A 13,078-nucleotide genomic window follows, 5' to 3' on the forward strand; every position below is an offset into this window, starting at 1 on the left:
CATGCACAGTGGCTCTCAGCATTTGTTTGATATTATAATTTTACTTTCTGCTGCTGTGTTTATAGTCATAGCGTTCTGGAAAATGAATATTAGTCCAGTGCTCGGTTACTTCGTTGCAGGTGCAGTTATTGGTTCTCATGGATTTAATCTGATACACTCAGCTGAAGCAATGGATAATCTTGCAGAATTTGGTGTAGTTTTCCTATTATTCATTATAGGCCTTGAATTGACATTTGAACGCCTGATCGCTATGCGTATTCATGTATTTGGGTTCGGTTCTCTTCAAGTTATAGTTACCATGGTAGCAATATGGTGCATCGCTCTTGCTTTCGGAGTGAATACGAATATAGCAACAGTTATTGGTGGTGGGCTTGCGCTATCCTCAACAGCAATAGTGTTGCAGGTTCTGCAAGAAAAAGGTTCTCAAGCAAGTCAGGTTGGTAGGTTGTCAATAGCAGTACTATTAATGCAAGATTTTGCAGTGGTACCATTAATAGTATTGGTACCTTTACTTGCTGGCAATTCTGAGCACAGCCTGATAAGCTCATTGGCAGGTTCATTGGTGCAAGCAGCTATTGCATTAGTGCTGATATTTATAACTGGTAGATTATTGCTTAGACCTTTATTTTCGGTTATTGCTAAAATGGAAAGTAATGAGGTCTTTATATCAACAACGCTTTTAATAGTATTAGGAGCAGCATTTATTACTGAGCAATTCCATTTATCGTTGGCATTAGGTGCATTTGTCGCTGGATTGTTAGTTGCAGAAACAGAATACAGACACTCAGTAGAACACGCAGTATTGCCATTTAAAGATTTGTTTCTTGGCTTATTTTTCATGACTGTTGGTATGTCTATCAATACCGAACTTTTACTCAATAAGTTACTACTAATTACTTTATTATCGATTATCCTTATCGTTTTAAAAACATCTATCATATATATATTGTGTAGATTTTTTGGGTTTAAGAGTGCACCTGCTATACAAGCTGGGTTACTGCTTTCACAAGGCGGTGAATTTGCGTTTATTTTATTTCGCTTAGCAGATGAGCTAGATGTGCTACCAAGTGAAATTGCTCAAGTACTTATGATGGTAACTACAGTAACCATGGCTTTCACTCCTCTTTTATCGGGGCTTGGAGATTGGATAGCAAACTCATTTAGCACTGAGAAAATAATATTAGATGATGAAGCTGTTGAAACAGATACACAAGATCTTTATAACCATGTAATAGTTGCTGGATTTGGTAGAGTGGGATATATGGTAACAAAAATGCTTACTGCAGAGCATTTAAGTTACGTTGTTGTAGATATTCAATCAAAAATAGTCAAAGAAGGAAAAAGTGATAGTTTTCCTATATATCTTGGAGATGTTACAAGATGTGAAATTTTAAAATCAGTAGGAATAGAAAGAGCTCAAGCTCTCGTTATTTCAATAAAGAATGAAGTTACTATAAAAAAAGTTGTTTCCTTAGTTGCTGCAAATTTTCCGCATGTAAATATTGTAATACGCTTACCAGATCTGAGTAATGTGGAGGTTTATAGAGATCTAGGAGCTAGTAAAATTATTCCTGAAACATCTGAGATAGGATTGCAGCTAGGTGGAGCTGCACTGAGCCTCAGTGGTATTAGCGAAAGTGGAGTTACGTCTTTAAAAAGTAGATTTAGAAAAGGCAATTACAGTATGTTAAAAGACCTTGGTAGTGATAAAGATGAATGACTACTTCTCTAATTTTATGTATAGAAAGCTTCAAGCTTTATTGAGGTTTTGCCTATAGTAAATTACGCACATAATCAACCAAGTTAAGGAAAGTGCAAACCAAGTGATTGCATATTCCAAATGCTTCATTGGCCGTATAGCTAATTTGCTGCCAAAATTGTTCGGCCACAATATACACTTCTCTAGCTTAATACCTAACTCATTGGAAATTTCTTCTGTACTCAGGGTAAACCATGTATTCGAAGCAGTATCGTTCTTGATAAACCAACTTTTGCTTTTATTGCTATCGCAATATAAAGTTCCATCTGCAACTACTTTTTCAATTTTTACTTTTTCCTCTTTTTTTTCTTTAACTATTCCTTTGTTCACTAACATATAATGTCCAGTAGCAATCAGCATAGGAGATAATACATAATAGCCGTGTTGCCCTGCAAAAACATATAGTTCTATGCCACTTAGAATCCCACCAATCTTGACATGCCTATAGTTAAATTTTTCAAGGTCGTTATTGGGCAACAGATGAACAACAGGAAGATTCATATTTTTGATAATATTATTCTTCCAGTTCAATCTGAATACTTGCCATAATCCTAATAAAAAAAGGAGCAAACAAGGTACAATTAAAATAAATACTATCTTTTTTAACACTCTATATTTGTGTTCTTAAATAGTTTTCAACACCCATTAGTTCAATAAGATCGATCTGCTTCTCAATCCAATGGAAGTGCTCTTCTTCATTTTTTAACATCTCTTCTAATAACATTATACTAACAAAATCTTTTTCTTTCTCAGCGATAGAAATCGTTTCTTTGATATCCTTAATACCTTTTCCCTCTAATTTCAAATTAGCTTCTAAGATTTTTTGTATTGTATCTTTTGTAAACTTTCCATCATACTTTGAGATTCCATTTGTATCTTGAAAATTTGGGACTCCTTTAAATAACAAAATTCTTTCTGCCAACTTGTTTGCATGTTCAAGTTCTTCGTTAAGCTCATTTTTTACCTTTTCTGCAAGTCTATTAATTCCATTATTTTTGAGAACCGCAAAATGCAAAAGATACTGGCGTACAGAAGTCAGCTCATTGGTCAATAATTTATTCAAACATTTTACTATCTCTTCATTCATAATCTTCCCTGAGTTCAATTTATCAGCATAATTTATATGATAACGATAGTTATAGCAACTCATTTAATAGTTCCTTTGATAACAACCGTATTAAATAGCATGTCGTGGTATGTCTGTTTTTTCTTAGAGAAGCAAGCAACTAGATACCAATAGGTGGTGAGCAGCATTATAATTGCTCCCAGTACGATTAAGGCATTTACTAACGCGTTTTGTTCTTGGAAAAGCTCGATGAGGATAGCTATTATGTTCCTTAATAGAAAAAGAAAAAACTGAGAAATGCTTCTATCAAATGCTAAACTCAAATCTATTTTAGAACCGTCCAAACTTATGGTATGTATGTTCATTGATTGCTGACCAGGAGTTGCTTGGGCCTTTGAAGATATAAAATATGTGAAGTAACTGCAATCTACATACATATATGATAGATGTGAAATTAACGGAAAATTCTTTAACAATAGTCTGATTAATAAAGTTGGAATTAATAAAATTGCTACATCTATTAAATATGCGCAAAAGCGCCTTTGTATACTGGCAATCTCTGTAACAGCGGTCATTACCTATCTTCTAAATACTTTATTATAAAATCTGTAAGTTTATCAAAATGTTGAAAACATGACAAATCTTCATAACCGCTTATTGATTGACCGTATATAATAGGTAAACAATTGGCATTTTGTGCACACAGAACATCTGTGATGCTATCACCAACGAAAAACACATTTTCTCTATTTATAGGTAACGTACTCTCTTCTAGTGCAAATAGCAGTGGGGTTGCAGATGGTTTATCTTCTGCAGTATCGCATGACCCAACTACTCTTTCAAAGTAAGAATCTAGTTTAAAATAGGCAACTTCTTTACGTAAATTAGTATTTTTCTTATTACTTACTATTGCTAGATAAATATTGTGGCTTTTCAGTGTCTGCAACATTTTCTCTACTCCTTGATTCAGAGCAATGTTTTGCAATAGTGCATCGTCTAAATATTGTTGATATATCTGTTTCGCTTTTTTCCACTGATCGCCAAATAAATTAACCATATAGCTCTTTCTCGACTCATGGGAATTTCTATCGGCAGCTTTATTACTATACCCCATTGAGTTTATGGTATGCTTAATAGCATTAAAAATGTTATCTTGAGTGTCAACTAAGGTATTATCCCAATCGAATACTACTGCTAATTGACTATCCTTCATCTCTTATATGGTTATACATTTCAACTTAATAAGTAAATAGCATTTTAATAAAAAAAATATAAATAGAACGCTCTTGATAAACACTCTTTACCACAAGTTATGTTAACTGTTTTTTATATAATTAGCTAATATACTGGTTATATGATATGTTTTAATAGGTAGCAGGTATGGCGCAGACATCGAAAGAAAGTGTTGAAAAAAAGTTTAAAGATGTTTTTGAACGTTCTCCAGGTGCTTTTCCAGAAGGCACCTCATTAGAAGAGAAGGTTAATTATATTGCAAAAGGAACCAAGGCTCTAAAAGCTGTAAAAAGTAAGGAGCTTGAGAACAAAATAGAAAATATTGCAAAGTTAAACAAAGAACTTGAAAAACGACAAAGACAGAACGACGAAGAAATAGATAAACTTAGACGATCAACACAAGAGTTAAGGAAAGAGTTTGGTACAAGTAAAAGAAGTAGATCAGGTGCAATACTGCAAGAAGCTAGGCAAGATACGCAACTATCAAGGATTGAAGGGTTGCGTGATAATAAAGAATTTCAAGAAGTGACTAACACTCCAAGAAAAACTACAACAACAGTTAAAGACCTTGAACATAATACACAAAAAAAGACTACTGAAGCTTCTGTGCAAACAGATACACAGCCATCAAAGCACGATTCACAAATCGTTAGTCCCTCAGTGAGCAAGAGTTCTGTAAAAGAGAAGCTCAACACTGAGCCGGACAAAAAAGATAACACACCTCAATCACAAGAAAATCAAAAAGAAGAAGGTTTTTTGAGTCTTCTGAAGCGCTTTGTTAAGCAAATATTAGAAAAACTTTTAGGTGAGGATGAAAAGAGTGTGGAAAATGCTCGTGGCATAAAAGAAGATGCTCAAAGAGATACGTCAAATAACGAAGAGCAACAGAAGAGTAAGCACTTTGATAAAATTTTAAATCAGGACCAAAGTATAAGCAAGGGCTTAGAGCAAGCAACACAACTTGAAAACCCAACGATAACACCTGTTAATACTCCTGAAGTAAATACAGGTCGTGAAAGGTGATCCGCTTTCAAGCTTCATTATACCGCCACGAACCATCATACCGCCGCGGTATCTCATCCGCTAACAAGCAGCGGGATGACGATTGTCAGGGTGTCATCCCAGTGCCCTGACTACTTGGATCCAGGAAACTTAACTTTAAATAAGTGGCTGCATAATAAAGACTAGATTCCAGCGTCACGCGCTGGAATGACACCATTTTCGGTCTCTTAAATTGCTTTAGCTACAAACATTAAGAAATTTACCAAGTGAAAAAAAAGGCAAAAGAAGCCCCGTGGTTGGCTAGTTACTTACATTATACTTTCAAGTATGGCGTTTTTTTATTCTAAACGCTTAATAACCGCGATTCAGCTGCTTTTAAGCCGCAACTAATCTAAATTATAAACGTTAAGAAATTTACTGAGCGGAAAAAAAGGCAAAGGAACCCCAGGGTAGCTAGTATTCAAATTCTCCCTTGTCTATTTGACGTCTTTTACTGTCTTAAACGCTTTATAAGCGCGTTTCGGCTTGTATAGGTAGAAACCTAAAGTTTTTATAAAGACATGAGGTGCACATAGTGCAAAAAATTAAGCATGATTTACGCCAAATACATTAAATTTTTTTGTCATTAATCCACTGCAGAGATTGCGAAGATAAATAAATAGCTTCAGTGTTATGATAAGGGGGCTGGCGGAGTTTGTAAAGGAATTTTTATGCAAGAGATCCCATAAATTGGGTGTCATAATATGGCGGCTACATTAATTTTGGCGTGCGTGACCTTGAAAGATTGTAGTGCAATACTTAGATTATTAGGGTAGTAGGCAAATAATGGAGCTCAAAATGCATAACGTACAAGAAACTGAAAATTTAAAATTTGACGCTGAAGTAGGGAAAGTATTTAATATAGTGATTCATTCACTTTATACCAATAAGGACATTTTTCTGCGTGAGTTAATATCAAATGCATCGGATGCATGTGATAAATTGCGCTATGAATCTCAATCTAATTCAAATTTGCTAGATTCAAGTGATGAGTTAAAAATCACTATTAGCTCCAATAAAGATAAGAACGAGCTATATATCACTGATAATGGCATCGGAATGAACAGACAAGATTTAATAGATAACCTTGGTACAATTGCAAGCTCTGGTACGCAAAAGTTCTTAGATGCGATTAAAAATAGCAAGGATTCAAGCCAAGCTGTGGAGCTGATTGGGAAGTTTGGTGTTGGTTTTTACTCAAGCTTTATGGTTGCATCAGAAGTAATAGTAGAATCAAGAAAAGCTGGAGAGGAGGAGTCTTGGGTCTGGAAATCCAAGGGAGATGGAGAGTATTCGATAAGTAAACTAGATAATCAAATTTCTCGTGGAACTAAAATTACACTCATTATGCGTCCTGAAGAGAATGAGTTTTTAGATAAATTTCGTGTTGAAAACATTGTCACTACTTACTCTGATCACATAAATTTTCCTGTTGAATTCATAAATGAAGAAGGAAAAAGTGAAAAGTTAAACAGTAAGGCTGCAATTTGGACTAAGCCAAAAAATGATGTTACTCAAGAGGAACACAATGATTTTTTCCGCAGTGTTGCTCACGTTGGCGGGGAGCCTTGGATGATATTGCATAATAAAAATGAAGGTGCAATAGAATATACAAATTTGCTTTATGTTCCCTCTATTAAACCTTTTGATTTATTTCATCCAGATAGACGTTGCTCTGTTAAGTTATATGTAAATAAAGTATTTATCACTGAAGATAACGTACAGATCATACCGCAGTATTTACGTTTCTTGAAAGGTATTGTTGATTCACCGGACTTGCCTCTTAATATCAGCAGAGAAACGCTGCAGAATAATCGTGTTGTTGAGCAAATCAGAAAATCCTTAACTAAACGCGCGATATCAGAGCTCGGTAAAAAGGCAAAAGAGAATTTAGAGGAATATACAAAATTCTGGACCAATTTTGGTGCAGTATTAAAAGAGGGTCTTTGTGAAGCTATGCCAACTGATGAGAGAGAAGCACTACTCTCAATTTGCAGATTTCACAGTACTGGTGATGAGAAATTAGTCAGCATTGATGACTACATAAGCAGAATGAAGCCTGAGCAGGAACATATCTATTATCTCACCGGGCATAGCCTCGATTCAGTGAAAAACAGTCCGCAACTTGAGGGATTCGTCAGTAAAGGACTAGAAGTGCTCCTATTTGTTGATCCAGTTGATGATTTCTGGACTAGCGTGATTCATGAATATAAAGATCAAAAATTTAAGTCTGTGACCCGCGCTGATGTTGATTTGGAAAAATTCTCTTCAGAAGAAGATAAAAAAGATGAGGAAAATAAGCAAGATGAAGAAAAGACTGAAGAAAATACGGACTCTATACTGCAATATTTCACCAAGGTTCTTGGCAATTCAGTGAAAAGCGTGAAAATCTCAAAAAAACTGACTGACAGCCCTGTATGTCTAGCAGTTGATGAAGGTGCTATGGATCTTCGCATGGAGCGTTTTTTGCGTGAACAAAAGCAGCTAAATTACCGCACGCCAAAGGTACTGGAAATTAACACTAAGCATCCTGTAATAAAAAGCATAATGAAGTCTCACGCTGAAAATGGTGAAAACCCAACATTGGAAGACATGATTCATTTATTATTTTACCAAGCTTGTATAGTGGAAGGTGAAGAGATGGATGATGTAAGTCTGTTTGCTAAGAGAGTTAATAATTTGCTTGGCAAAATTTCTGTTTAATGCTATACTTAGTTTGGCTAGTAATTAGGGGTAAAACATATTTGGTTCCAATTTTAGAGACTTTGTATCACAGGATGTAACTTCACAGGGTCAATCAAATTCTGAAAGATTAATCAAAAGTTGGCATGGTTTTGAAAAACCAGATTCTGAAGATTCAGGTAATTGTTCAGAGGCTGAAGGAGAGTTTGAAGTTTTAGATGGCAAAAGTCAAGAGATACCAGCTAATCCATGTGATACACCCCCTGAAGATCTAAGTTGAGAGAATGCAATACTTGCAAACTTTCCTGATGGTTGTGATAGGTCGCTTACCGTAGAATTAAAAGATGAAGATTTGTATGTCATCATCCCTGAAAATTTAACTTTTGCTGAAATAACGAACATTCTAAGTAACGCAATAAACAAGAATGATTGTAAAGAGCTAAATAAGATTGTACAAAATATTGAAAATTATGAAGGCCGATCTATTACACTAGATAATGAAAATCTCAAAAATTTCTGCTTAGACCAACTTAATTTGGATTTACGAAGTAGAAGCGATCACCAATATATATACTCAAATATACTATCACGGTATAATTTTGATCAGAAGAATTTCAAGTGTGATTATTCAGTAAAAGAATTGGTATTATTAGCAATCGTAGCTAATAACAAACTGACAGAAAAATACCAGGACATACTTTTTATTGAAGAAAATTTGAGTCTTTTACCTTTACTTGTTGGTAATCAAAAATATATTGAAGCTTTTATAGAAAAATTCCATGGTACCGATGGAATTTATGGAAGATTAAAAGATCAAGCTATACAACTTGTCGAACCTAATAAGATTGACTTTTTCTCAGTTATAGCACTAAGAAAAGAGCAAGAATTATTAAATGCAGTTTTTGTCGAATACGTTTTAAGAGATTTTGGACAGGTGTTAAAAACAAGTAAACCTGATCCTTTGTATGGTGTGCTTGAAACAGCGTCTCTGATCAAAAATGAAGAATTCATCCCGATAGTGCTAGGTGCGTTTGAAAGATATATTAATGAACCAACTAAAAAAGCCTCAACAGAAGAGTTATTAAAAAAGAGCTTTGCTACCTTGTTAAGAAACTGTGATAAGTCAAGAACACATATCTGTTGTTGAATACTTGTGCAAACGATACACTAATAGTACAGGTCATGCCATTTACGATGTATATGAACAAGCATTTGCAGATGATAAAGTTATTACAATACTAAGGCAACAAATCCTGAAAAACATAGGAGCTCGTGGCAGAAAAGAAATTTATGATTTAATTCTGAAAACTGCATTGGATGCTGGCAATATTGCATTTATTGAGCACCTATGCAAAGAATGTGCTGAGTGCAGCAATGATGTTATCGGCTATCTCAATCAAAAATTTAAAAATAACGAATTTGATAACATACACGAATCAATCCTCATTGCATTGTCTAATGTTGAATACACAAACACAGACGTTATAGTCGAGGTGCTTTTTTACACTAAAGAAATCCATCAAAACGTATCACATAATGAGCAAGTGATTAGGCAGGTCATACAGAATATACTGAAAAATGCAACACACTACTCAATAGGCCAAGAAGATTACTCCTTAGTCAAGGGAGTATGTTACTTATGCACAGAAATTGATGCAATTAACATAATTTTTCGAGAGGAGTGTGGGATTTTTAAATCTAGCATAGAAAAGCGCATAGAAGATCTGGAAAAGGAAAACAAATTATTACAATCTGAAGCTTTACGTGAATATAATTACAGCTACTTGCCAGGTATTGTAAATGGATTAGCTCAGACTGCTTACATAGCATATGATGAATACACTAAAGATCCAAAAGACAATAAACGTCAAGAGAATACTGATCTTATATTCAGTTTAATGCAAATTAGAAATATTCTGCAATTTTCTATTGATGTGCAAAAATATTCCTGTCATGAACGTCAAGATTTGTGGGATGAAATGTACCAAACTCCTGGAACTTTTATAATACGGAAAAGAAGTAATAACGTTGCAGATGAATTAGAAATTCCAGTTATAACAAGTGACATTCTATCAGAAAATCCAGCACCTAAGAATCAACAGCCACAAGAAAATGTGGACAGACGAGAAAATATCATGAATAATGAAGAGGCTTCAATAGAAGAAGCTATAGGTAATGATTATAGGAGGGGTAAAATGGGTAAAAGAAGCAAACAAAAAGATGGTAGGCTACTTGCTAGTCCTGTTAAGAAAAAGATTAGGGAAATTATAGGAACAGGTAATGATAACTTAAACTTAGAAGAGGAATTTAAAAATATCCTGACGCTTGACAATCATGATCCTGTACTAAGATACGTGAAAAGTCAAGAAGGTTCCTTTAAGAATAAAGTAGTAGCTTTTTTAACCCTACTAAAAAATAAGAAAAATGGTGCTCAAATCAATGGCAAGCAATCTACTAATCCAAGCAATACTGTACCACCTGTTCAACCAACTACACCTGAAACGCCTAATGCTTCTTCAAGTGAGAATAGTTTCCAGCTTGGTGATCAAGATACACAACCACTTTTACTACAGAGTTCTGTGAGTGGTGATGAGCATAGTGGCACTCCTTCAAACCCTAGCAGCGAATATGTTATAATTCCTTCAGGTTCTGGCAGCAGCTTTCCAATTCAGGATATAGTTAATGAAGAAGAGCTTGTAGTAATTACAACAAGACAGCCAAATGATGGTGAGCATGATAAAAACGTGTCTAAAGAGCACCAAGATGATGCACTAGAAAAAGATTTAATAGATTTTTCAAGTGATAATGGCAATAGTCTTCTAGGAGATCCAGTACCTACATCAACTAACGAAATCCCTGAACAAGAAGATGGTACTCAAACTACCACCAAGCAGCAAGAACCGAATCCAATTCCAACACCTACGCCAGCGCCAACACCGAATCTAACACCAACACTGAAGCCAACACTAATACCTTCAATAGCTAACAACAAATCTGAGCAGGTGAATGATACTCAAACCAATGGCAAGCTGCCTAATAATCCAGGAAATGGAAGTATTACTGCAACACAAAATACGCAAAAGAGTAATTGGCCTACCGTAGCTACATGGACGTTCGCAGTAGCTGGGATACTTGCAGGGGCTGCTGCACCGGCTGCATATTTTTCTTTTAGTGTTAGCTTGCTGACAACAGGAATAATAGCAGGTGTTGGAGCTTGTTGTTTAGTTGCTGCTGTAATCATATATTGCTGTAACAGACCTTCAAGTTCATTTAAGGGTAGTAATGTTGAACTTATAGCTGATAAAGAGCTTGCTGCAACAGTAAGTTGAAAAATAAATATTGTAGTTTACCATTTAATAATTTATTATAATTGTATTAATTATTAGTGAATAAAAACTTGGTAAACTACGAAGAAATATTCTTAAACAAAATCAAAGATATAAAAGATGAGGGGCGCTACCGTGAATTTACGCACTTTGCGTCATTGCCAGGTAGGCTCCCCCACATTATGGACTATGAAAGAAATAGGGAAGTAATAGTCTGGTGCAGTAATAACTATTTAGGAATGTCACAAAATGAGAAAGTTATTGCCGCTATTCAAAATTTATCAATTGGTGCGGGGGGAACAAGAAATATATCTGGTACAACAAAAGAGGTTGTCGAACTGGAAAAATCCTTAGCTTGTTTGCATAAAAAAGAGGCTGCTTTAACTTTTGCTTGTGGCTACCTTGCTAACCAGACAACACTTAGCACTTTATCGTCTATTATCCCAAATGTAGTAATTTTTTCAGACGAGAAGAACCATTCTTCAATGATAGAAGGCATAAAATCAGGAAAAAGACCAAAACATATATTTAAACACAATGATGTTGATCACTTAGAGCAGTTGTTAAAGTCCGTAGACATAAAAACACCAAAGATAATAGCACTTGAATCCGTATATTCAATGGATGGCGATATAGCGCCGCTTGAAGCGATATGCGATCTTGCAGATCAACATAATGCAATCACCTATTTGGACGAGGTGCACGCAGTTGGCATGTATGGTTCACATGGTGGCGGAATTGCAGAAAGAGAAGGCCTGATGGATAGAATAACCGTCATTCAAGGTACACTATCGAAGGCTTTTGGAGTGATGGGTGGGTATATAGCGTCTTCAAAGAGCTTGGTAGATGTAATAAGAAGTTCCGCTCCAGGATTTATTTTCACCACTGCTATGTCGCCTGTTTTAGCAGCGGCAGCAAAGGCAAGCGTTGAACACCTAAAATCGAGCAACATTGAAAGGGAAAAGCAAAAGCAAGTCGTTGAAAAAGTAAAAAACTCACTGAGAAATACAGGAATTAACTTCATTCCAACAGAAACTCATATAATTCCAATAATAATTGGCGACCCAGAGTTATCCAAAGGAGCATCAAAATTATTATTTGATGAGCATGGAATATACGTTCAACATATAAATTATCCAACAGTGCCAAGAGGAACTGAGCGTTTCCGTATTACCCCTACACCTTATCATACTGATGAAATGATAGAACATTTAACAGAATCTCTTATAAAAGTTTTCGAAAAGTTGTCTATCTCTGTAGCCTGTTTATCCTAATTTAATATCGCCAGCAATAATCAATCCGTTGTCTTCCGTTATCCTTCCACCGCTTTCTTGCAGAAAAAGTCTACCGAGCAAGGCTTTATATTTGTTAACTCCAGAGTAAACTGCTCCTCTGTGCCTTCCTGCTGCAAGGTACGCAAAGCCTAAAATTGTTGAACCGATGGAGCGTACATTACTATTGCCAGGCAGCAATTTATTTAATAAATTACCACTTACATCTATTAGACCCCCTTCACGGCTTTTCACCCGCATTTTTATATGACGAGATCTAAAATCCTCAAGAAGAGCACCTTTCTTTTCTTCTGCCCAAAAAGTTTCTCTAAGAGCCGGAGCATCAATTACAGCTGCCACAACTTTATTTTTATGAATGAGACAGACTGATACTGCAAAATAAACCATGCAACTAGAAAAGTTCTCCCTGCCCTCTATAGGCATAATAAACCAAGTGTAACCGTTATCTTTTATTTCTTGGTCAGTATCATCTTCGGAAATAAACCCATAGTCTCGTTTGTAGTCGTGCAAGCAATCGTATATGGTTTGCTTGGATTTTGAATAAGTTTTATTAATGAAGTCTGCTGATTTAACATTAGAAATTTGCAATTCATTAAAATCGCGCATAAGCTGCCTGGAAGCACTACGCACAGAATCAAGCATCACATTAATTCGTGGTGATGAGATGGACATTCTTCCT

At 35.4% G+C, this 13,078-nt stretch carries 11 protein-coding genes; 6 read left to right on the plus strand and 5 right to left on the minus strand.

What is annotated here, in order from left to right; translation table 11 throughout:
- Position 1: 1 nt before the first annotated feature.
- Positions 2–1,720 (plus strand): monovalent cation:proton antiporter-2 (CPA2) family protein, encoded by a 1,719-nt coding sequence (locus tag AAGD91_RS01265; RefSeq protein WP_341821211.1) that lies wholly within the window; start codon positions 2–4, stop codon positions 1,718–1,720.
- A 30-nt stretch (positions 1,721–1,750) separates the two neighbouring features.
- On the opposite strand, the gene AAGD91_RS01270 is transcribed toward AAGD91_RS01265, so the two are convergent.
- Genes AAGD91_RS01270 through AAGD91_RS01285 form a run of 4 tightly spaced genes read right to left on the minus strand, consistent with a single transcriptional unit; the run spans position 1,751 to position 4,038 of the window.
- Positions 1,751–2,368: an SURF1 family protein gene (locus AAGD91_RS01270; RefSeq protein ID WP_341821212.1), complete on the minus strand. Its 618-nt coding sequence runs from the start codon at positions 2,366–2,368 to the stop codon at positions 1,751–1,753.
- Between the two features lies 1 nt (position 2,369).
- A complete protein-coding gene (bfr, locus tag AAGD91_RS01275) occupies positions 2,370–2,846 on the minus strand; it encodes a bacterioferritin (protein ID WP_341821213.1) in 477 nt (158 codons plus the stop codon).
- 59 nt (positions 2,847–2,905) lie between these two features.
- A complete protein-coding gene (locus AAGD91_RS01280) occupies positions 2,906–3,400 on the minus strand; it encodes an RDD family protein (protein ID WP_341821214.1) in 495 nt (164 codons plus the stop codon).
- On the minus strand, positions 3,400–4,038 hold the full coding sequence (locus tag AAGD91_RS01285) for an HAD-IA family hydrolase (RefSeq protein WP_341821215.1): 639 nt from the start codon (positions 4,036–4,038) through the stop codon (positions 3,400–3,402). The genes AAGD91_RS01280 and AAGD91_RS01285 overlap by 1 nt, the downstream gene beginning before the upstream one ends.
- Positions 4,039–4,205: 167 nt before the next feature.
- Here AAGD91_RS01285 and AAGD91_RS01290 point away from each other — a divergent pair, with 167 nt between their 5' ends.
- From AAGD91_RS01290 to hemA, 5 genes are all read left to right on the plus strand, one after another.
- Positions 4,206–5,081: a hypothetical protein gene (locus AAGD91_RS01290; RefSeq protein ID WP_341821216.1), complete on the plus strand. Its 876-nt coding sequence runs from the start codon at positions 4,206–4,208 to the stop codon at positions 5,079–5,081.
- A gap of 816 nt (positions 5,082–5,897) precedes the next feature.
- On the plus strand, positions 5,898–7,802 hold the full coding sequence (gene htpG, locus AAGD91_RS01295; RefSeq protein WP_341821217.1) for a molecular chaperone HtpG: 1,905 nt from the start codon (positions 5,898–5,900) through the stop codon (positions 7,800–7,802).
- 331 nt (positions 7,803–8,133) lie between these two features.
- Entirely contained in the window at positions 8,134–8,928 is a 795-nt protein-coding gene (locus AAGD91_RS01300; protein WP_341821218.1) for a hypothetical protein, read from the plus strand.
- Positions 8,897–11,110, plus strand: a complete 2,214-nt coding sequence (locus AAGD91_RS01305; RefSeq protein ID WP_341821219.1) for a hypothetical protein — start codon at positions 8,897–8,899, stop codon at positions 11,108–11,110. Before AAGD91_RS01300 ends, AAGD91_RS01305 begins: the two co-directional genes overlap by 32 nt.
- Before the next feature lie 68 nt (positions 11,111–11,178).
- Positions 11,179–12,381, plus strand: a complete 1,203-nt coding sequence (gene hemA, locus AAGD91_RS01310) for a 5-aminolevulinate synthase (protein ID WP_341821481.1) — start codon at positions 11,179–11,181, stop codon at positions 12,379–12,381.
- On the opposite strand, the gene AAGD91_RS01315 is transcribed toward hemA, so the two are convergent.
- The gene (locus AAGD91_RS01315) at positions 12,373–13,071 is read right to left on the minus strand and encodes an inositol monophosphatase family protein (protein WP_341821220.1); all 699 of its coding nucleotides are present in this window, start codon (positions 13,069–13,071) and stop codon (positions 12,373–12,375) included. The genes hemA and AAGD91_RS01315 overlap by 9 nt on opposite strands.
- Positions 13,072–13,078 lie beyond the last annotated feature (7 nt).

The sequence above is a fragment of the Wolbachia endosymbiont (group A) of Myopa testacea genome (assembly GCF_964027115.1).
Classification (GTDB): Bacteria; Pseudomonadota; Alphaproteobacteria; order Rickettsiales; family Anaplasmataceae; genus Wolbachia.